We start from the raw sequence: 21,225 nt of genomic DNA on the forward strand, positions 1-21,225 counted from the left end.
AGACATTCGCGTTAAAAATGCGACATATTCGAAGGTATGACGACGAAAGCGGCGGGAAAATTGTAAACGTACACACGGGGACTTGCGAAAAACTGCCGTGGTGCTAATGTGAGCGCTCCAAATCCAGATTACTCCGATTTGGGGACTCTTTTGCCGTTCTGGCGTGTGTAACCGTTTTATCAAGGAACAAGCAGTATGCGTAAAATCGCATTTTTTCTTGCGATGCTTCTGATGCCGTGCGTCTCATTTGCCGGTTTGCTGAGCAGCAGCAGCCCCGTCACGCCGGTCAGTAAAGAGTATAAGCAGCAGTTAATGGGCTCACCGGTCTATATTCAGATTTTTAAAGAAGAGCGCACCCTTGATCTCTACGTCAAAATGGGTGAGCAATACCAGTTGCTTGATAGCTACAAAATTTGCAACTATTCCGGCGGGTTAGGCCCGAAACGCCGTCAGGGTGATTTTAAAAGTCCGGAAGGGTTTTACAGCGTTCAGCGCAATCAACTCAAGCCAGACAGCCGTTTTTATAAGGCCATCAACATTGGTTTTCCCAATGCCTACGATCGCGCGCATGGCTATGATGGTAAATATCTGATGATTCACGGCGCCTGTGTTTCCGTCGGCTGCTATGCCATGACCGACAGCGGCATTGATGAGATTTTCCAGTTTGTCACCGCCGCGCTGGTCTTTGGTCAGCCGAGCGTGCAGGTGAGTATTTATCCGTTCCGGATGACCGACGCCAATATGCAGCGTCATAAATATTCATATTACAAAGATTTCTGGGCGCAGCTAAAACCCGGCTACGATTATTTTGAACAGACGCATAAGCCGCCAACTGTTTCTATCGTTGATGGACGTTACGTCGTGAGCAAACCGTTGAGTCACGAAGTCGTTCAGCCACAGCTGGCCTCAAATTATACGCTCTCCGAGGCAAAATAACGCCCATTCGCCTGGCATAATCTTTTGCCAGGTTTCATTCCCCGTTAGCGGCTGGGTAGCAATCACGGTAACCACGTCATTTGGCGTGGTCTGTGAGCTGAAATCAATTTCCATATCCTGATCCACCAGCGTGGCTACGCCAAACGGCGCCCGGCGAGTGATCCAGTGCAAATGGGTTGAGCAAAACGCCATCACATATCGCCCATCTGACAGCAGCATGTTAAAAACGCCTTTTTCACGTAATACCGTCGCCAGTGTCGCAATATATTTAAATACCGCTGTCATGTTGCCCGGCGTGCGGGGATAACGCTGCGTTAATTTATGCAATAGCCAGCAAAACGCTTTTTCGCTGTCGGTTTCCCCCACCGGACGAAAATTACCGGTTTCCAGCGACTTATAACCGTTGAGCTGACCGTTATGAGCATAAGTCCAGTTGCGTCCCCATAATTCCCGGGTAAAAGGGTGTGTATTTTCCAGCGCCACTTCACCGCGATTAGCCTGACGGATATGGGCGATAACCGAGCAGGACTTGATCGGGTAATTCTGTACCAGTTTCGCAATCGGCGAATGGTAGCTCGGTTGCGGATCTTTAAACGTGCGACAGCCCTTTCCTTCGTAAAAGGTAATTCCCCAGCCGTCTTTATGCGGCCCGGTTCCGCCGCCACGCTGCACCAGTCCGGTGAAGCTAAAGCAGATATCCGTCGGCACATTGGCGCTCATCCCAAGCAGTTCGCACATACATCACCTCCACAAACGCCTTAAGCGGGAAGGCGTAATTTTTACAGCCAATCAAATCTCAAAATATCAAAGAAAACAATATGCTATACCCTAAATAATTCGAGTTGCAGGAAGGCGGTAAGGGAGGAAATCCCCAGGAACATAGATAACTATGTGACTGGGGTTTCTGAGCGCAACCAACGCACCTGCAGCTTGAAGTATGACGGGTATAGTTATTTAACCATCTCTTTTTCGATCAACTGAATCAGGATATGAATCACTTTGATATGAATTTCCTGAATACGATCGGCATAACCGAAGTGCGGTACGCGAATTTCAATATCCGCCGTTCCCGCCATTTTGCCGCCGTCTTTACCGGTCAACGTGATCACTTTCATGCCTTTTTCACGGGCCGCGGCAATCGCTTTAATCACGTTACCAGAGTTACCCGACGTCGAGATCCCTAACAGGACATCGCCTTCGCGCCCTACCGCCTCAACGTAACGAGAGAAAATATAGTCATAGCCAAAATCATTACTGACGCAGGATATATGGCTAACATCAGAAATCGCAATTGCCGGGTAGCCCGGACGATTTTCACGATAACGACCTGTCAGCTCTTCAGCAAAGTGCATCGCATCGCAATGGGAGCCGCCGTTACCGCAGGAAAGTACCTTACCACCCGCTTTAAAACTGTCAGCCAACAGGACCGCCGCGCGCTGAATGGCGTGAATATTGGCGTCATCTTTTAAAAAATTAGCCAGCGTTTCCGCCGCTTCGTTCAGTTCGTTACGAATAAGATCCTGGTACATGAGGATATCCTTCAGCATGAATGTAAATGACAGTATGCAGTGTACCGGATAGCAGTACAGGCGAGAAGCATAAGCCGAATTAACGCCTCACGCTTTTGATTTTTCGTGCCCCCAAAAACGGCAACAATGTGAGCTTTGTTGTAATTATTTTGTAAACACATTGCTAAAAGATTTTACATCCACTACAACCTAATCATCACAAGTGGTCAGACCTCCTACAAGCAAGGGAGCTTTTCGTTATGATGATTTTGAGTATTATCGCTACGGTTGTTCTGCTCGGCGCATTGTCCTATCACCGCGTGAGTTTATTTCTCAGCAGCCTGATTCTGCTCGCCTGGACCGCCGCACTTGGCGTCGCTGGCCTGTGGTCCATCTGGCTGTTGGTTCCTCTGGCCATTATCCTCGTGCCGTTTAACCTCACACCGATGCGAAAATCAATGATTTCCGCACCGGTGTTCCGCGGCTTCCGTAAGGTCATGCCGCCGATGTCGCGCACTGAGAAAGAAGCGATTGATGCCGGTACAACCTGGTGGGAAGGCGATCTGTTCCAGGGCAAGCCTGACTGGAAAAAACTGCACAACTATCCACAACCGCAACTCACTGCCGAAGAGCAAGCGTTTCTCGACGGTCCGGTAGAAGAAGCGTGCCGGATGGCGAACGATTTCCAGATTACCCATGAACTGGCGGATCTGCCGCCGGAACTGTGGGCTTATCTGAAAGAGCATCGTTTTTTTGCGATGATCATTAAAAAAGAGTACGGCGGGCTGGAGTTCTCCGCTTATGCGCAGTCCCGTGTACTGCAAAAACTGTCCGGCGTCTCCGGAATTCTGGCTATCACCGTCGGCGTTCCAAACTCACTCGGCCCTGGCGAGTTGTTGCAGCACTATGGTACGGAAGAGCAGAAGAATCACTATCTGCCGCGACTGGCGCGCGGCCAGGAGATCCCCTGCTTTGCGCTGACCAGCCCGGAAGCAGGTTCTGATGCAGGCGCCATTCCGGATACCGGCGTGGTTTGCATGGGCGAATGGCAGGGCCAGCAGGTGCTGGGTATGCGCCTGACCTGGAACAAGCGTTACATTACGCTGGCGCCGATAGCTACCGTGTTGGGCCTGGCGTTTAAGCTTTCCGATCCGGATAGATTGTTAGGCGGAGAAGAAGAGCTGGGTATTACCTGCGCCCTGATCCCCACCTCAACGCCGGGTGTGGAAATTGGTCGTCGTCACTTCCCGCTTAACGTTCCGTTCCAGAATGGCCCAACCCGCGGTAACGATATTTTCGTGCCTATTGATTATATTATCGGCGGCCCCAAAATGGCCGGACAGGGCTGGCGTATGCTGGTGGAATGTTTGTCGGTAGGACGCGGTATTACCCTGCCGTCCAACTCCACTGGCGGGGTGAAATCCGTCGCGCTGGCAACCGGCGCCTATGCTCACATTCGTCGTCAGTTCAAAATTTCTATCGGCAAGATGGAAGGTATTGAAGAACCGCTGGCGCGTATTGCAGGTAACGCTTATGTGATGGATGCCGCCGCATCGTTAATCACCTACGGCATTATGCTGGGTGAAAAACCGGCGGTACTGTCGGCTATCGTGAAGTACCACTGCACCCACCGCGGCCAGCAGTCCATTATCGACGCGATGGATATCACTGGGGGTAAAGGCATTATGCTGGGCGAGAGCAACTTCCTGGCGCGTGCTTACCAGGGCGCGCCTATCGCGATCACCGTGGAAGGCGCGAATATCCTGACCCGTAGCATGATGATCTTTGGTCAGGGCGCCATTCGCTGCCATCCTTATGTACTGGAAGAGATGGCCGCAGCGCAGAATAATGATGTGAATGCCTTTGATAAGCTGTTGTTTAAACATATCGGCCATGTCGGCAGCAATACCGTCCGCAGTTTCTGGCTTGGCCTGACCCGCGGATTAACGAGCCATACGCCAACCGGCGACGCCACGAAGCGTTATTACCAGCATCTGAACCGACTGAGCGCAAACCTGGCGCTGCTGTCCGACGTGTCAATGGCGGTACTGGGCGGCAGCCTGAAACGCCGCGAGCGTATTTCCGCGCGTCTGGGCGATGTGTTGAGTCAGCTTTATCTGGCCTCAGCCGTACTGAAGCGTTACGACGACGAAGGTCGCCACGAAGCCGACCTGCCGCTGGTACACTGGGGCGTACAGGATGCGCTGTATCGTGCTGAACAAGCGATGGACGATCTGCTGCAGAACTTCCCGAACCGCGTCGTGGCCGGATTGCTCACCGCGATGATCTTCCCGACTGGCCGTCATTATCTGGCGCCGTCTGATAAGCTGGATCACGCCGTGGCGAAGATCCTGCAAGTGCCGAACGCCACACGTTCACGCATTGGGCGCGGCCAGTATCTGACACCCGCCGAACATAATCCGGTCGGTTTACTGGAAGAAGCGCTGCGTGATGTCATCGCTGCCGACCCTATCCACCAGCGCATCTGCAAAGAACTGGGTAAAAATCTGCCGTTTACTCGTCTGGATGAACTGGCGCGCAATGCGCTGGCGAAAGGGCTTATAGATAAAGATGAAGCCGCCATTCTGGCGAAAGCGGAAGAGAGCCGCCTACGCAGTATCAACGTTGATGATTTTGAACCTGAAGCGCTGGCGACCAAACCGGTAAAGCTGCCGGAGAAAGTGCGTAAAGTCGAAGCCGCATAATCAGTCTCGCGTCTTTCCTGCCCCGCTTTCGCGGGGCTTTTTCTTGCCGCTTTTTTATTATTGCTCATGCTACAGTGTAAAGACGCTGTTCAATGAGGAGCTCCGATCGTGTCTGGTTTGAAAATTACTCTGTTGCAACAACCTTTAGTCTGGATGGACGGCCCGGCAAACCTGCGTCATTTTGACAGACAGCTAGAGCTCGTATCTGGCCGGGATGTGATTGTTCTGCCTGAAATGTTTACCACCGGCTTTGCGATGGAGGCCGCTAATAACTCACTTTCGCAAGATAGCGTGATTACGTGGATGCAGGCCAAAGCCCGACAAACTGACGCTCTGATTGCCGGCAGCGCGGCGCTACAAACTGAGCGCGGCGCCGTAAATCGCTTCTTACTGGTTGAACCGGAAGGCAAGGTTCATCTCTATGATAAGCGCCATCTGTTTCGTATGGCGGATGAACATCAACATTATGCCGCAGGCGATAAACGCATCATCGTGCAGTGGCGCGGTTGGCGCATTCTGCCGCTGATCTGTTACGATCTGCGCTTTCCGATATGGTCGCGCAACCGCAATGATTACGATCTGGCGCTGTATGTAGCGAACTGGCCCGCGCCGCGCTCGCTACACTGGCAAACATTACTGACGGCGCGCGCTATTGAAAATCAGGCTTATGTCGCAGGCTGCAACCGGGTTGGCACCGATGGTAACGGGTTACATTATCGCGGCGATAGCCGGATCATTAATCCCCAGGGCGACATTATCGCCACCGCCGAACCACACCAGGCGACACGTATCGATGCCGATCTTTCTCTCGTCGCCTTGCAGGACTATCGCGAAAAATTTCCAGCCTGGCGCGATGCCGATCCATTCACCTTGTAAGCAACCTGCCGCTCACCGCGGCGGGATTGTTTCACTCCGTAACTCTCCGTAAAACAAATTCGCGTGGCGTAATGTGGCAGGCAACGTATTCTGACTAAGAGCCTATCCCACCAGGCGTTATTGGCGCAGCCAGTTTGGACACGGACAGCGCGCAAAAACCGGAGCGTACACGTAGTACGTGAGGATTTTGAGCACTGCCCAGGTCCAAAATGGCAAGTAAAATAGCCCTACTGGGATAGGCTCTAAGATAATTGCTCGCCATTCGTGGGTAATAAAAACGGTTAATCACTCCCTTATCAGGATATCTTCATGAAAAACTTTGTACGCACAACTTTACTGGCAGCGACTCTGGCGGGCGTTTCTTTTGGCGCTTTCGCCACCGCTGTCCCCAATCCTCCCCTGCCCGCCCAGGATCCTATTGTCCAGCATCTGAAGCTGACAAACGATCAGATTACCCGGATCAAAAAACTTCACCAACAACTGGAAACCGACGTCAGTCAGATTTCTATGAAGGGAATTAAAGACGGTGCGCTGATAGAGGTGATTAAATCCGGTAAATGGGATGACGCCGCCGTAAAACAGCAGCTTGCAGCCTTCAGTAACATAGAACAACAGGCTCGCTATTATCGGGTTAAATATTATTTTGATTTAAGCAAAGTCTTAACACCAGAACAGCGTCAACAGGTACAACAAGATCTCGCCCAGGCACTTGAGTAAATATTTTTGCCCGTTATTCCGGGATAACGGGCTTTATCCAGGTCGGGTACAAATTCATCTTCATCTTTTTCTTACAGCATCGCTCCATCTCACACTACCCGTTACATAACGTAGAAGTGAAACCGTACGTGGGGCAATTTGGCGAGGAGATGGATTTCCATACCGACGATTATCGTATTGTTATTTAAAATCTTCATCTCATTTTTTACCCGCTTACAGAAAACCCAGCGTTACAATAGACCGTTTTTTGGGCTTCGTTTATGTAATCGTTATATCACACCCTATACCGTGAAACTTGTCTTTTAGCCCAATATTAAGGCAGGTTCTGAAATGAAAAACTTTTTCGCAGTCTGCATCATTCCCCTTGTGGTAGCCTGGTCCGCTACTGCATCAGCAAAAGAAGGGATCTATATCACCGGGAAAGCGGGGACATCCGTAGTCAATGTCTATGGAATCAACTCAACCTTCAGCCAGGATGAGATAGTCAATGGTCATGCAACGTTACCTGACCGTACCAAAGGCGTTTTTGGCGGCGGGGTTGCTATCGGTTATGACTTTTATGATCCATTCCAGCTTCCAGTACGTTTAGAACTGGATACCACTTTCAGAGGTGAGACGGATGCTAAAGGCGGGCAGGATATTATTGCATTTGGTGATCCAGTACACATAAATGTAAAAAATCAGGTCCGAATGACCACTTACATGGTTAATGGCTATTATGATTTTCACAATAGTACGGCATTTACTCCCTATATCAGCGCAGGCGTTGGCCTCGCTCATGTGAAGCTAAGTAATAACACCATTCCTGTTGGTTTTGGTATTAATGAAACTCTGTCTGCTTCAAAAAATAACTTTGCCTGGGGCGCAGGTATCGGTGCAAAATATGCTGTAACAGATAATATTATGATTGACGCCAGTTATAAATACATTAATGCTGGCAAAGTAAGCATTTCAAAAAATCACTATGCTGGTGATGAACATACCGCTTATGATGCAGACACAAAGGCTGCCTCCAATGACTTCATGCTCGGCATTACTTACGCCTTTTAAACACTATCGGTAAAATAGCTGGTCCTGTGGGTTCCCGAAGGCGCAATGGAGGATATCAGTAATGAATACTCCTGCGCCTTCAGAAAATCGTTGAACAGGTGCAACCTGGCGCCATTTTTCAGTACACTGCAACGTTTCTGGTATGGGCTTAACTTCCGGCTGCCCAAAAACAGCCCCGTCCTGTTTCCGGGTATTATCATTTCCGTCAGTCGGCATCATGTTTTGTATTGGGCATCGTCAAAAGACGACTGGCTGACCAGTCGCATATCTCGATGCCTCAATTCAGTCATCATCATGTGGGTTTAAGTCAGGAACGTGTCAAAACCATTCCAAACGGGTTAATCATCATTCAGAAAATCAATTTGTGGGCGATTATTCCATTTATCTTCAATAAAAGACAGAAAGCGTTGAAATAAAGGAGAATAATACTGACGATGACGCCATACAAGATAAATGGGGAGATCTGGAACCCTCCATTCAGGAAGTATAATTTCAAGTTCATTATTTTTTAAGTATTTGGTGGCAAGCCAGGCCGGAGTCATGAGGTTGATACCCTTTCCTTCTAAAACCAAATTAAGAACACTCAAAAGATTATTGGAAGATAAATGAACATTAACAGCGCCACTAATAGTGTATGATTCATCTTGACGGAAAAGAGTAAGAGGTCCGGAAAGACCATGATTGTGAAGACCCACAATAATGTGATTTTCCAAATCGCCAGGGTGTGAGATCCTGCCATATTTTCTGATATATTTCGGACTCGCACAAAGAACCAACTTTAAAGGGCTTATCTTTCGATACACGAGATCCTCACTTTCGATTATGCCACTTTTAAAAACCAGCTCATCAAACTCCAGGGATTTACTAAAAAAATCGCTACGCTCTCGTGAATCCAGGTAGATTTTTGTATCCGGATAGCTAGCTGTAAATTCCCATATCCACTTATTGGCAAGAAACTCACAGACAATAGCCGGAGCCGAAAATTTTATACTCCCTCTGATAATTTTATCCGGATTTCGCAATTCATCCAGCAAGGACTGAAAGGAAGATGTTATCCTTTTCATGCTTGCATAGGCTGTCTGACCAGCTCCAGTCAGTTCTAAGTGATGTGAATCGCGCCGAAGTAAAGTAACCTCAATAGAATTCTCAAGGCGGCTAAGCGATTTACTGACAGCAGAAATGCTAATATCTAATTCCCGTGCAGCCCGGGAAAGATTCCCTACTTCCGCCACTTTAATAAATATCATCCAGTCTCGCATACCACGATTATTGATCAGTTCCATCATTATCTTCCGTTGATAAAAGAAATTCTTATATCAAATGAGCTATCAACGACTTACTGATGCGTCATTGTGTGCCTCAATGTCCTTGATATCATCTTAATAAAAAATCTATTGGCTGCAAAATAGCATCTGAATCGATCATGATTTTGCATCCATCTCCGGTTACTAATTGAACCTGTTTACCACTCAGTGTAAATACCCTATCTCAGAAGTGATCGTCAAGGTTGTCGCCGAACCAGATACCAATAATAAAGTGGTTCATTGTCATGCGCCCGTTCTGCAAAGGCATTCTCCTTTTCTGTGACGCAGTCTGGAGCGCATTAATTGCATCGTTCACCTAACAAAGTATCCCGTGGAAACAAGCAAAACATCGCCAGATTATTCTTACTTAAGTCCCCCCCACCCGGTTCGACATTATTTGTGAAAGCGGAGGAAACAGAACAGACGGTTTAAATAAGACGCTTACTCAAAACATAAACCTATGTGCAGGCTCCTCTCATTTCGTCACGTCGCTGATATCCAGCTTTACTGGCGCCAAGGGAAGATATCTGCGCAAGGCAATAATTCCGGCGCAACAACAACCACTCCCGCTGGGCCTCTGTACATTCAAAATCTCCCATGACCAAAAGCCAGCGGGTAGAAGCCCTGCGCCAGTGACCTGCTGCCTCCAGATTCTGCGCAACCGGGTCTATCACGGCCTCCGGTGTTATCTTATTTCTGCTCAAAATCAGCACCATCATTTGGGATATAGCCTACAACCCCTGCCCGCCGATGATGGGGGAGGATTCGGTATGCAGCACTTTCATCCTGGTCTCCGGCTCAGTCAGCTATCCGACGTGCCCCCTTATGCCGGGCCAGCAGCGAAGAAAATCCGGGCGTGGTGTGATAAAACAGACGACGTTTCAGCCAGCCCACATTCTTTCGCTCCTTTGTGTTGATACGACCAATACGCTGTGAACCGATGACTGGATTGTTCATACGCCTTTCTGTGGTATACAGGTATGTGAACCCCAGCTCTTCAGCCACATGAATATAGTCAGAACAATACCAGCCCTCAGGCCAGCACAGATGCTGACTGCAATAACCCAGCATCTCCCTCATCCGCTTACGACTAAGAAGAATATCGACACGAAGCAAATCCGACGGATTACGGGACACAGGTTTCTGGTCCCAGCGTCGGTGGGTGTGCGTGTGCGAGTGAAACTCAACAAGGCCACTGAGGTGCATCTCCCGGACCTCTGACCAGCGCAGCATGACCTCATCAGCCCGGCCTTGTTTAACCAGCATCTGACACTCATCATGAGAGTACACCGGTTCGCCTGCAGGAATACGGACCGGTCCGTCACTGATCAAACTGGTCACAAGAAAGAGATGCGCATGCAGATTAAACTCCTGCAGCACCGGAAAAACCTGCAACCAGTTATCCAGCCAGCCGCCATCAAAGGTCAGCATGACGCTTTTACGAGGCAATCTTGCACCATGATAAAAAGCTTCCACCTCTGCAGCAGTAACGGTTTTCCAGCCAGATTCGGCCAGCCATTTCATCTGCGCCCGGAACGTACGGGGAGATAAGGTTATCTGTCCGGGTTTATCACTGACATGGTGATACATTAATACCGGTAAATGTCGTGCATAAGACATATGCTTTATTCCTTTATGTAAAAAATAAATTATTTTTACGCCTGAGGGGACAAGAAAAAGCCCCCTAAACATAAAATCTTAAATATCACATATGAATACCTGACAGATAAACAAACCTTATACCAGGGGCTTATAAAGCCCGCTCACAAAAGAGTGAATCAAACAAATCCACAAAACAGAAATAATAAAGGCATCAGTGTCCGTTAAATTATTTTACGAAACATAATATTCCTCTCCCTACAAAAAAAGATGAATTTCAGATTTTAAAATCAATCAGCAATTGATTTTTCTGCAATGAAGATTGCTAACCATATTTGCCTTGAGTAAATTTTCAATACATCCTCGAACCTGATATACAGTATTCGCCTTATTCACTGATACAGGTAGTATGAGTGGAACAGATGTCTACGCCTCCTCGTGTGTCAATGCACAGGCCTTAAAATCCAGCGTCCAGGTATCCGCAGGCACTTCCTGATTGCCATCAACGACCACACTGAAACTGGCGTTATCTGCAGCGGTTCTTAAAATGGCGCCACGACCACTCACCGTATCTGGTTGCCACCCCTCACCCTCCAGGCGAACCTGAATGTGATGGCGAGGATCCTGTTGCCCGCTCAGCAGCAATACGGTAGGCGTGTTACCCGCCTTTTGCTCATCGCTCCATACCCGAAACCCGCTGTGACTGCCGTGATAAGTCACCCAGCCTTGCGCAAGCACCATCCCATCTGGCACGTGCCCAGCCCGAAAGTAAGCCCCTACACGTAGCGTTGTCTGAAGTTTTTCTGCGGCGTTCGCTATCGGCACCAAGCTACTGGCAGCGACCAGTAAGCTTACGCTATAGATAACCGTTTTCACTCGCTGTATTTTCATCCACATTATTCTCTCCTTCAGAATCGGCTATCTGCAGAGACCGCTCATTTGATACAAGCCCGCGATTCCCTTGTGGGCAGGTAGGTGGTAGTTAACCCGACATTGCTGTGCTCCCCATTTCACCGTCAGTTCGCCCTTATCCGCCAGACCAGTGAGATAAACCTGGCTATCAGTATCCACCAGATCAGCGCTGCCATCCTGCCCATTGACTATAACCTGCGCCCCGAAAGGAATGGCGCTACCATCTTCCCGTTTCAGCGTCATCAGTGCCCTGGCCCCGATGCGAGTGTGAAACTTCGCTTCCACCACCGCCCCTTCGGTTGGCACCACGCGCACATCGGTTTGTGTGACCTCTGCGTCATCCGGTAGTTGCGACGGATCGAGACTGACTGTATTCTCCTGATAGACGCTCAGGTTGCCCACTGTGGTGTCGCCACGAAAATCCGTCTTAACGCCAGGCCAGCCGCCAACTGGCACCCCCGAGGCCCCTGGCGCTTCAACCAGCGCCACTGAGCCTTGCAAAGGTTGCCCCAGCGTCACACCATGATGGTGGATAACTATACCTCCCGCGATATTGACTCCCATCTGGCGCATCGCCCGGCTGTAGCTATAGTCACCACCTAACAGGCCGTAAGCCCCATTCCATGCCAAGTGCAATGCGCTGTTATTACCACCACCTGGCGGGGCATCGGCACGGTAACTCTGACGCACCTCCCAATCCAGTTGCTGACTGAATGCCTCTCCGTTGACCCCCACTTGTTGCGTCTGACCACCGTGTGATGGTGAAGTCATCTGCCAACTAGCACTTACATTATTCCCCGTCCAGCGGCTTAATGGCATACTGAACCACAGGCTGGTTATGTTCTCTTTACGGTGCGCGCCATTGCGCCACAGCGTTCTGTTTTGATTCCAGTTCAATGACAGCGAGCCCCCTCCAATAGAGGTTCCCCAACTCAGTCCGTAGCTGTCATCATGACCGGGGCGATTACGCCAGTCGGTACGGGAACCGGTTAAACTCAGATTGCCCAAATGCCTCCCCCCTGACTGACTCAACATCAGGGTGGTACGCGAGCTCGGCTGCAAATTTTCCCGCCACGACCATAGACGGTTGCCATCATGTCGATAACTGTCGAGCACATCGGATAGGGTGTTATAGCCCTGTGAGGCATACTGCCATCTCGTCAGAAAAAAATTTGTCCCCGTCGCAGTCAGCTGGTTGCTGTAACGCAGTCGCCAGGAGGCTCCTTGCTGTACTGCCTCCCCCTGACGCTGACTGTGTGTGTCGCTTCCATCGACAGATAAACTCCCCCACCGCCCGAGAGATCCCCCCAAACCAAGCAATGCAGCTTGATAGTGCGTTGCACTCTGTATACCGCCGTATGCAGTGAGATTCCACGGCAGACCATACATCAACGTAGCCTGCGCGATCTGCGCCTTATCCGTTGCAGAGTCTGACGATCGGTATCGGCCCGCCAACAGGCTGTACTTCAAATATCCCTGGTGCAGTGCTATCGCCGGGGTCTGATACGGCACCACAAACATTTGTGTACTGCCATCGGCCTCCCACACGGTGACATGCAGATCACCACTACTGTCTGTTACCGACAGATCCCGCAGTGCAAACGGTCCGGGCGCCACAGTGGTGTTGTAAATGGTGTAACCATTCTGTTTGACCTCCACCCGAGCCTGCGTGCGGGCAATCCCACGCACTACCGGAGCAAACTGCCGCTCACTGTAGGGCACCATGTTGTCATCCGATGCCAACATCACACCGGTAAATGGCACACTATCAAATATCTCCCCCTGCGAAGTCTTTTGCCCCAGAGTCAGACGACTTTTTAGTGAGTACAGTCCACGCTCAGCATAGGTATATGCTGCCTGCCACTTCCCCGACAGTTGACTACTCCGCTGCCAGCTGGTCGCATTGCGGACACGCCACGCACCTATATTGATTCCCGGTTGCAGTTGTACCCAGGAAGAGTTGTCACGCCTCTCCATATCCATTTTGTAATCCGTCTGCGTTGTCCTCGCACTGTAGTTCATCAGAAACGCCGGAATACCATCATCCCAGAGATCTTCAGGAGCGATCCCCTTAAATTCCGGACGCAACGCCAACTGCGGAATACTCAGTTGCAGTTGCTGATTATTGATATCCAGTACCGCTTTAGCCTGTGGAATGGCGGTCAGATCCGCACACTCATCTGGGGGCTTTGCTGCTTTCCACAACTGAGGGTAATCTTCCGTTTTTACGCCGTAGCGTGAAAGCTGACTGACCGTCAAACAAGGAGCCAGAAAAGGCGTTCCTTGCCCATCCTTTTCCAATTTGAACACCACATCACGGGTGTCGACACGTTTACCATTCACCATCACGTCCACGCGATAAGTCCCTGGCTGTTGTACCCCCTGGTTAAAGAGCGACATATCAACCCCTTTCGCTGCATCGCCCAACATCGATGCATCGAATGTGTAAGCGTGCGCATTTGCGCAGTGAACTACTCCCGCGATAAACAGTAGCAAGGCAGGATGTTTGAACTTCATATTCTGCCGCTAAGCCCCTGGATTTATTTAAGGACGTAGTGGAACGGATGACTTTCACCACCAAAGTCTGTAATAACGCTCCACTCGATATCACCACGAGTGCCACCTGGCATATTTAGTGTTTTGTCAGCAAAGGGGGGGATATACTCAAGCCCTGTAATGGGCTTTCCCCCTACTGTGACGGAGGCTAAATTCATGTAAAACGGGGTGGGGTTCTCCACCTTAAGTTTGTTGCCCGTCTCCACCCATCTTAAATTTCCTGCAACATCTTCCGGCGTCCCCTTCACGGCATCCGGGCGGAAAATCAGCTTATCACAGACGTTGATGGACAAATTGAGGTCAAGGGTCGCGCCCTTAGCCTGTGTATCCGACGGTTCATTTTCGGGTGGTACCGCCTTTACACAGACCCACTGTAAAGTTTCACGATCCATTGGCATGTCACCACCAGTACGGACAATACGCACTTGACTCTGCTGGTTCGCTTCTAAACGAAATAGAGGCGGCATCACCAAAAAGGGAGCAGGCGAACTTTTGTCTGCTGCTTTGACTGAAGACTGAACCAAAATAGGGTAATTCTGCGGGTTGCTCACCGAGAGCGTGGCTCCAGCTGTACCAGCGTGATAAATCACCCGTGTAGCCCCCAGCTTCACGCTGAATGATTTAGTGTTTAAATTTAATTTCTGCTCAGAGGCATACACTGGAGGAGTTATAGAATTAGAGACGAATAAAACAGCCGCCATTACACCAAAAATAATAATTTTCATATTACAAGTTATAAAAAAATGTATGACTTGATATTTATTGCGCCTTAATAAAGCGCAATAAAAGTTGTTTACTATTAAGCTTGATACTCCGCTATGTGTATCGTCACTGGATAAGTATCAGCCTTTACCGTTTGTGATCCAGACAATTTCACAGCGACTTTGTCTGTCATGTTATATATCCACCACTTATGCGAAGCACCATCCACTAATGAACCTTTTGAGCCACAGGCTACCCCCCCAAAGGTAATTTTAATGGTATTACCACTTTTACCAATTACCGTCCACACATCGCTGTCGTTGCCCACTGTTTCAGGTTTAGAATAATCTCCCGTTACCGCGTATTGTTTGCTCGAACCGCTTGCCGAAAGTATAGCAATAGCCTCATCCCCCTTATGAGGCCCTGCCACCAAGCCAGACACTGGAGTAAGCTGTGCTTGTAGTTGTCCAGGATTGCTGAAGTTTACATCCGCCGACACGCCAGTGCTTGTATTCGGCACGAGCGAGCCAGCATAACAACCAGCAGCCATAATGCTCAATGCGCTTGCGATAATTAAATCTTTTATGTTTTTCATCGGAAATCCACCTTTTCAAAATCCCCCAGCACATCAAGAATGAATAATGTCATACCAAAATTCACCGTACAGAAAAGCCTGTGGCTGGGAATACTTTAAGACTTAATAATACTTAATAGAAGTTGCTTACTATTAAGCTTGATATGCCGCTATGTTTACAGTCATTGGGAAGACATCAGCTGGGACATTCTGATCTCCAGCTAGTTTAACACCAAGTTTGTCGTTAATATCATATATGATCCACTGATGCCCATTGTAATTTACATTCCCCTGTGGTGAGGTTGTCTCACCATAGAAGTACACTTTGATTCCTTTGCCAGTATTTTTACCATATAAAGTCCATGTATCGCCATTCATGACATCCTTTGCCTTAAAATCCGCTGCGATCGCGAATTGTTTAGCAGCAACAGAACTAACTGCAATAGTCGCAATATCCGTATTAGACTTAATCACCCCAGCCTTTAAGCCCGCCACTGGAGCAAATGTTACGCTCAACTGCTGGGGAGAGACAAAGCCAATATCCACTGAACTTTGTTGCTCTGAGCCCACCACGATTGAACCAGCATAACAACTAGCAGTTATCATGCTCAACACGCTTGCGATAATTAATTTTTTTATGTTTTTCATTGAAAAAACACCTCTTTAAAACCAAGTTAAAATTGCACATCCAGAATGTTATGATGTCATAACAAATTTTACCATATGGGAAAATCCCTGGCTGGTAATAACAACTTGCACTTATTGGTATTTGTTACCAATTCAAACAAGTAATGTCATAAAAATCTATATATCAGAGCACCTCTTAATCTGAAAAAAATTGCGTTATTGCCAATATAACCAGCATTGATGTTAACATCGTATTGTCAGGGTGGAATAGAATGCCAGTCAAAAAGCAATTATACCTTCCATTTACATTCAAGTGATAACATTACAATGAAACCCACCACGCTGGGTGCGGGAAACTTATCTTCGAAGAGAGGATAATTATCAGGCATCGTTGCAACATTGTTTATATTTAAACATACATCTCCTACATCTCCTACATCTCCTACATCTCCTACATCTCCTACATCTCCTACATCTCCTACATCTCCTACATCTCCTACATCTCCTAACTCGACGGTAAGATTATTAGTTAACTTTTCCTCGCAGGGAAGATCTTTAATGGAAAATCTTGTTTTCCGAAACGGAAAAGCAATTATAACGCTCCAACGAGAGTCTCAACACTAAGAGCTGACTGACACAGGCCAGACTGATTATACAGGCATGAAAAAGCTCTCCCCTTCCTTTCAGTTCTTGCTGGATTATGCAAACGTCGCACCACCTCCCCGTGAACATGGCACATTAATTTGAAGCAACTCTCATCCGGTATCGCTTTTCAGTGCAGCGAAATTCATCGCAGGTGCCCCTGTAAATAGACCCGTTTTAGTTCCATGCATTTTTAAGATTCCGGCCAGATAATGTTGTTAGCGGTATTCCTTCGGTATCATATTGTTCCGCGATTCATATGGACGTTCGCAGTTATATTCTGATAACCTTTTATCCGTAATTTCCCACACCTCATTCAGCGTTCTGAACAGATAAGAATTGAGTATTTCTGTACGGTATGTCCGGTTAAAGCGCGCGATGAAAACGTTTTTCTTCGGCTTACCCGGCTGGATAAACGCCAGCTTTACTGCATGTTTCTTTGCCCATTCAGCCAGTGCCAGCGAGATAAATTCCGATCCCTTATCCATACGCAGCATGGCCGGATAACCGCGGATGCTGTAATCCTGTCGAGTACACGGACCACTCGCAGAGCTGGCAGATTCAGATCGATTTCTATCGACAACGCTTTACGATTACAGTCATCAACAACATTGAACGTGCGAAAACGACGCCCACAGACCAGCTCTGGTTCAGCGCTTCCGGCGTGACCAGTGGCGAGGGATTGCGTACCGGCAGCCGTTGTTTACCCTTACGGCGAAAATTCAGCTTGAGCAGACAGTAAATACGGTGGAGCCTTTTGTGATTCCACGCGTATCCCTGCCGCCGTATCCAGACTTCCAGTTGTCCCTGGTGGCTTCAGAAATACCGATCTCCCGGCAGACATCTTTAACAGTCCGTCCGGATTCGACTGATCTAATCACAGCGATGATCTGGTGCGCAGTAATACGGGCTTTACGCACAGCGATCTCCTGCGTTGGCAGATTGATTATGTCGGATGATCTCTAAATGTGAATGGCTCGATTATGCGGGATACTTACAGCGGAAGCGGGATTTAAGACCGGGCGCGGCGTGACCGTGAAGATTTCACAGGGGTGTATTGTGCTGATGGCGGACTGTAACGAGGTGCAGGAGCTGCGCGAGCAGCTTTATCAGGCTAAACAGGGGATTAAGGATGTGCTTGTTTAGTGCATTGAACTAAAGTTAAATAATAAAAAGCCGGGAAGATATTAATATCTTCCCGGCTTTTGAATTAATTGGAGAAATTATTAAACAATAAATCAAACTGTTTTAATACATATCCAGCAGGAAGGAATGCTTCACTGATAATTTCCGAATTGAATGTTTTCCATATAATTCTATCATATTCATCAGTGGATAATAAAATGAAAGTTTCACCATCAAAACAAGGAGCTAGATTCAATGTAATCAAGATGGATTCTAATCGTTGAGATTCCCTCCAACTTTCTGCTTTTTCAAACCCATCAACAACATATGAAAAAACATCATTTTTCTCTAGATTAAACAATTCGTTAGATAAAGAATAGTCATAATTATCAATCTTGTTTTTGATAAGTGAAATAAAGGTACTCAGCAATACATATTCACTGCTATCACCAATTTCCTCTGATGCACAAAAAATAGATACGCTGGCAAAACGATCATCAGTAGATATATTTATAGAAAAAAGGCTTGGTTCTCCAAAAATTAGATTAGCCACATTTACCTCCTGATCCTTTAACCCTAGCAACCATTTGGTTAAATCTATCGCGAATCCATTTTGGAACTTTCAACCCTCTATCAGATTTTTCTCTACCATTCCAGTGAACCTCGCCGTTACTCCCTTGGTAACGATAAAATTCCCCCTCACTATTTCGGCCAAACCACGAATTACCAGAAGAATCAGAAGGTACAGCTCTTCGATAAACTTCTTCTGCATCAGGAGGCAAATGCGTTGTTTTACTTCCACCGCCTCTAAAATCAGGTGAGGAAGGATCATTATGCCCTGGGTTTACATACATTGGTTTACATACATTGGTTTGCGTCCATGATAGGGGGATTCTGATTTATATTCAGTAGTTAACCCTAATGGGTCGATCCAAGATAGAGGGTTTGGCGCATACTGATATAAGTTAATGCCCCCCGCCAGCCCAATCGGGTCCTGACTGACGAACCTGCCACACTCCGGTGCATAATATCTGAACAGATTTTAATGCAGGCCCGTTTCATCGTCAAAATACGGCCCCGGCAGCCGGTTGCTCATCACCGCCCGGAGCTGGCCGGGGAGAGGGGGGCTCAGTGCCAGGATGTCGCGCCCATACTCGCTCACCCTGAGCTCCACAATCAGCCAGCATCCGGCGGAGAATTAAGAATTTATTTAGTCAGCAAATATGAATGCCTCCGGCGCCAGCGTCCGCCACATCAACAGCGAAACCTGCATGACCACCTGTTACTCACAAATCCCCAGCGGCGACTGCCAGGAAGAAGCGGGATTTGAGACCGGGGCGAGCGTTGTTGTGAAGATCTCCGAGCGGGGTTTGATCCTGATTGCAGAAACGGATGAAGTGAGGGATCTACGGAAGGAGCTTTATCAGGTGAAAAAGTCGATGAAGCATATTAAGGCGGGGGTAAATAATGTGGTGAACGGGAATTAAATAACAAAAGAGCCGGGAAGATTTAATTTCTTACCCGGCTTTTTATTTAAACTACTAATTCTAAATCCATGGGATTGTTTATATTGATTTTTAATCTAATATTAGAACTTGATTCTACTATAATAATATCAGGTATATATTCAGACACATTAATAAACGGGTTAGATTCTTCGGAATAAAGAACCCAAACTAAGTTTTTATTTTCATCGAGATAGGCGACAAAGCCTTCAGAACCATAGCTACCTTCTCCAACGCAACAATAGCAATTATTCGCTAATTTAATTTCTCTAAATTTATCAATGTCAGTAACTTCATCTTTATTTTTTTCATAAAAGGCAGAGAAATCAAATTCACCATTTCTCTCAATATGAAGAGTAGGATAATCCATTATTTTACAAAGAAAAGATCTGCCGTTGGAAAAATAAATAGCATCTTTTATCGGTAATAAGTTATCTTCCCATAACTGAATGATATTTTTCATTTGCAACCTCTTGATGTTCTTTCCGGTCGAGAATTTAATCCTTTATCTGGTACTATTCCACCGGCCTTTATATTTCTTCTGTCTCTAAATCTCTCTCGAAATTTTTGCAACCATGTTTTTCCAGTAGATGAGTCAGGATGAGGAGCATTAGGGTCAATCCTAATAACTTTAACCTTATCTAATCCGGCCTCTAGAGCTGCGTCTAATCGCCTATTATCATAAGAGACTAATTGCCCATCAATATCAATTACTCTTAATGGAGACCTATCCCAATCCCAACCACCATTACGCATAATTTCGGCATAATCATGAGGTGATATTGTTCTTTGAGAGAAATTAATATCTTTGGGATTAACCCACTCCCCTGTCAATCCCAGCGGATCGATCCAGCTTAACGGATTCTGTGCATACGCATATAAGTTTATTCCGCCCCTCAGCGAGATTGGATCGCCCGATATAAACTTCCCGATATCCGGATCATAAAATCTGTACAAATTGTAATGCAGCCCCGTTTCCCTGTCCAGATATTGCCCCTGGAAACGCAGGTTCTGCTGTACGGGCCGGGTTTCTTTTTCATGCGTCAGGTTCCCCCATACCTGATAGCCCGCTTCCCAGACAATATTGCCCCCGCCGTCCGTCATCTCCTCCGGCGCGCCGTTTACGTCCGTATGGTAATACAGCACCTCATCCGCTTCGCCCGGCGCCGCCCTGTCCACCCGCGCCAGCGGCTCGTGGCTCCCCTGGTCGCTGTAGATATACAGGCTGCTGCTTCTCCCCAGCCTGCACTCCTGCGCCAGCCGCATTCCGTCCCATAAAAACGTCGTCCGGTTATACGGCTTTCCTTCCGCGTCCAGTTCGTGCTTCTCCACCCGCCTGCCCGGCGCGTCGTACACGTACCCGTAACGCCGTACGGTGCTCCCCCGGATGACCGCCACTTCCGTCAGCCGGTGCTCCGCGTCCCAGCGGTAGTGCTGCGTGCCGTTGCGGCCCCGCTTTTCCACCACCCGGCCATATTCATCGTAACGGTAATGCAGCCCACGGTATGACGTTATCCGGTTGAACGGCACCACGCTGCCTGCACCCGCCTGCGCGGTCTCTCCCTGCCGCCTGTCCAGCAGGTTCGCCGCCGCGTCGTACTGCCAGCTGTCCAGGTATGCCTCATTCCGGCACGCCGTGATGCGCCCCGTCGTGTCGTAAAAATAATCCGTCACCCCCTGCCGGCTGTGCCGCTTTTTCAGCAGCTCATCCTGGCCGCTGTACGCATATTCCCGGTCAATAAACGTCTCCGGCACCACGCCGCGCTGCAGAAGCTACGCGAGCAACTTTATCAGGCTAAACAGGTGGTTAAGGGGAATAAGGACGTGCTGGTTTAGTGGAATCAACGGTAATTAAATAAACAAAAAGCCGGGAAGATTTAAAATCTT

At 48.2% G+C, this 21,225-nt stretch carries 21 protein-coding genes and 3 pseudogenes; 7 read left to right on the forward strand and 17 right to left on the reverse strand.

All coding sequences use genetic code 11. The annotated features are described in order from the left end of the window. The first annotated feature begins 195 nt into the window (after nucleotides 1–195). Nucleotides 196–936 (forward strand): peptidoglycan meso-diaminopimelic acid protein amidase, encoded by a 741-nt coding sequence (gene dpaA / locus J4617_RS18395; RefSeq protein ID WP_001225658.1) that lies wholly within the window; start codon nucleotides 196–198, stop codon nucleotides 934–936. On the opposite strand, the gene J4617_RS18400 is transcribed toward dpaA, so the two are convergent. Together J4617_RS18400 and lpcA are read right to left on the reverse strand one after the other, a co-directional pair. Further along, nucleotides 907–1,674, reverse strand: coding sequence for a class II glutamine amidotransferase (locus J4617_RS18400; RefSeq protein ID WP_000333387.1), 768 nt, complete (start codon nucleotides 1,672–1,674; stop codon nucleotides 907–909). The two genes, dpaA and J4617_RS18400, sit on opposite strands and share 30 nt — an antisense overlap. 212 nt (nucleotides 1,675–1,886) lie before the next feature. Then, on the reverse strand, nucleotides 1,887–2,465 hold the full coding sequence (gene lpcA, locus J4617_RS18405; RefSeq protein WP_000284051.1) for a D-sedoheptulose 7-phosphate isomerase: 579 nt from the start codon (nucleotides 2,463–2,465) through the stop codon (nucleotides 1,887–1,889). Between the two features lie 239 nt (nucleotides 2,466–2,704). On the opposite strand from lpcA, the gene fadE reads away from it, so the two are divergent. From fadE to pagN, 4 genes are all read left to right on the forward strand, one after another. Continuing rightward, on the forward strand, nucleotides 2,705–5,149 hold the full coding sequence (fadE, locus tag J4617_RS18410; protein WP_017465810.1) for an acyl-CoA dehydrogenase FadE: 2,445 nt from the start codon (nucleotides 2,705–2,707) through the stop codon (nucleotides 5,147–5,149). A 108-nt stretch (nucleotides 5,150–5,257) separates the two neighbouring features. Further along, a complete protein-coding gene (locus tag J4617_RS18415; protein ID WP_000015789.1) occupies nucleotides 5,258–6,025 on the forward strand; it encodes an amidohydrolase in 768 nt (255 codons plus the stop codon). Between the two features lie 309 nt (nucleotides 6,026–6,334). Further along, nucleotides 6,335–6,742: a Spy/CpxP family protein refolding chaperone gene (locus tag J4617_RS18420; protein ID WP_000788200.1), complete on the forward strand. Its 408-nt coding sequence runs from the start codon at nucleotides 6,335–6,337 to the stop codon at nucleotides 6,740–6,742. 330 nt (nucleotides 6,743–7,072) lie between these two features. Next, a complete protein-coding gene (gene pagN / locus J4617_RS18425; protein WP_000787603.1) occupies nucleotides 7,073–7,792 on the forward strand; it encodes an adhesin/invasin protein PagN in 720 nt (239 codons plus the stop codon). A gap of 3 nt (nucleotides 7,793–7,795) precedes the next feature. On the opposite strand, the gene J4617_RS18430 is transcribed toward pagN, so the two are convergent. The 10 genes and pseudogenes from J4617_RS18430 to J4617_RS18475 form a co-directional block, all read right to left on the reverse strand. Continuing rightward, on the reverse strand, nucleotides 7,796–8,011 hold the full coding sequence (locus tag J4617_RS18430) for a hypothetical protein (RefSeq protein WP_001575654.1): 216 nt from the start codon (nucleotides 8,009–8,011) through the stop codon (nucleotides 7,796–7,798). A 119-nt stretch (nucleotides 8,012–8,130) separates the two neighbouring features. Next, on the reverse strand, nucleotides 8,131–9,078 hold the full coding sequence (locus J4617_RS18435) for a LysR family transcriptional regulator (protein WP_000970302.1): 948 nt from the start codon (nucleotides 9,076–9,078) through the stop codon (nucleotides 8,131–8,133). Between the two features lie 493 nt (nucleotides 9,079–9,571). Continuing rightward, a pseudogene (locus tag J4617_RS18440) lies at nucleotides 9,572–9,812 on the reverse strand (PerC family transcriptional regulator). Between the two features lie 82 nt (nucleotides 9,813–9,894). Next, nucleotides 9,895–10,716: a polysaccharide deacetylase family protein gene (locus J4617_RS18445; protein WP_000119391.1), complete on the reverse strand. Its 822-nt coding sequence runs from the start codon at nucleotides 10,714–10,716 to the stop codon at nucleotides 9,895–9,897. A gap of 405 nt (nucleotides 10,717–11,121) precedes the next feature. After that, complete coding sequence (gene afaD, locus J4617_RS18450; protein ID WP_017465811.1) at nucleotides 11,122–11,592, reverse strand: AfaD family invasin; 471 nt, start codon at nucleotides 11,590–11,592, stop codon at nucleotides 11,122–11,124. A gap of 21 nt (nucleotides 11,593–11,613) precedes the next feature. Then, nucleotides 11,614–14,124 (reverse strand): fimbrial biogenesis outer membrane usher protein, encoded by a 2,511-nt coding sequence (locus tag J4617_RS18455; protein ID WP_065680806.1) that lies wholly within the window; start codon nucleotides 14,122–14,124, stop codon nucleotides 11,614–11,616. 23 nt (nucleotides 14,125–14,147) lie between these two features. After that, complete coding sequence (gene safB, locus J4617_RS18460; protein WP_017465813.1) at nucleotides 14,148–14,888, reverse strand: pili assembly chaperone SafB; 741 nt, start codon at nucleotides 14,886–14,888, stop codon at nucleotides 14,148–14,150. Nucleotides 14,889–14,962: 74 nt separating this feature from the next. Continuing rightward, nucleotides 14,963–15,460: a Saf-pilin pilus formation protein SafA gene (locus J4617_RS18465; RefSeq protein WP_208290706.1), complete on the reverse strand. Its 498-nt coding sequence runs from the start codon at nucleotides 15,458–15,460 to the stop codon at nucleotides 14,963–14,965. A 132-nt stretch (nucleotides 15,461–15,592) separates the two neighbouring features. Then, nucleotides 15,593–16,087 carry a hypothetical protein gene (locus J4617_RS18470; protein WP_017465815.1) on the reverse strand — a complete coding sequence of 165 codons (495 nt, stop codon included), beginning with the start codon at nucleotides 16,085–16,087 and terminating at the stop codon, nucleotides 15,593–15,595. Nucleotides 16,088–16,926: 839 nt separating this feature from the next. Then, a pseudogene (locus J4617_RS18475) lies at nucleotides 16,927–17,628 on the reverse strand (integrase core domain-containing protein). Nucleotides 17,629–17,680: 52 nt separating this feature from the next. Between J4617_RS18475 and J4617_RS18480 the strand changes: the two are divergent. Further along, on the forward strand, nucleotides 17,681–17,854 hold the full coding sequence (locus J4617_RS18480; protein ID WP_001531381.1) for a hypothetical protein: 174 nt from the start codon (nucleotides 17,681–17,683) through the stop codon (nucleotides 17,852–17,854). A gap of 64 nt (nucleotides 17,855–17,918) precedes the next feature. On the opposite strand, the gene J4617_RS18485 is transcribed toward J4617_RS18480, so the two are convergent. The 3 genes from J4617_RS18485 to J4617_RS23095 are packed head-to-tail and all read right to left on the reverse strand — an operon-like array spanning nucleotide 17,919 to nucleotide 18,872. Continuing rightward, complete coding sequence (locus J4617_RS18485; protein ID WP_001284951.1) at nucleotides 17,919–18,386, reverse strand: Imm42 family immunity protein; 468 nt, start codon at nucleotides 18,384–18,386, stop codon at nucleotides 17,919–17,921. Further along, nucleotides 18,379–18,687 (reverse strand): hypothetical protein, encoded by a 309-nt coding sequence (locus J4617_RS18490; RefSeq protein ID WP_166427842.1) that lies wholly within the window; start codon nucleotides 18,685–18,687, stop codon nucleotides 18,379–18,381. Before J4617_RS18490 ends, J4617_RS18485 begins: the two co-directional genes overlap by 8 nt. Beyond that, nucleotides 18,678–18,872, reverse strand: coding sequence for an RHS repeat-associated core domain-containing protein (locus tag J4617_RS23095; RefSeq protein ID WP_139814209.1), 195 nt, complete (start codon nucleotides 18,870–18,872; stop codon nucleotides 18,678–18,680). The genes J4617_RS18490 and J4617_RS23095 overlap by 10 nt, the downstream gene beginning before the upstream one ends. 184 nt (nucleotides 18,873–19,056) lie before the next feature. Between J4617_RS23095 and J4617_RS18500 the strand changes: the two genes are divergently transcribed. After that, complete coding sequence (locus tag J4617_RS18500) at nucleotides 19,057–19,320, forward strand: hypothetical protein (protein WP_000994215.1); 264 nt, start codon at nucleotides 19,057–19,059, stop codon at nucleotides 19,318–19,320. 46 nt (nucleotides 19,321–19,366) lie between these two features. Here J4617_RS18500 and J4617_RS18505 read toward each other — a convergent pair whose 3' ends face one another. Further along, nucleotides 19,367–19,801 carry a hypothetical protein gene (locus J4617_RS18505; RefSeq protein WP_000789494.1) on the reverse strand — a complete coding sequence of 145 codons (435 nt, stop codon included), beginning with the start codon at nucleotides 19,799–19,801 and terminating at the stop codon, nucleotides 19,367–19,369. Then, nucleotides 19,798–21,102 (reverse strand): annotated as a pseudogene (locus J4617_RS18510) (RHS repeat-associated core domain-containing protein); the annotation flags it as partial. The gene J4617_RS18505 and the pseudogene J4617_RS18510, both read right to left, overlap by 4 nt. Between the last annotated feature and the right edge of the window lie 123 nt (nucleotides 21,103–21,225).

Origin of the sequence: Salmonella sp. 32010601201800023SM, from assembly GCF_017572235.1 — a bacterium.
Taxonomy (GTDB): Bacteria; Pseudomonadota; Gammaproteobacteria; order Enterobacterales; family Enterobacteriaceae; genus Salmonella; species Salmonella enterica.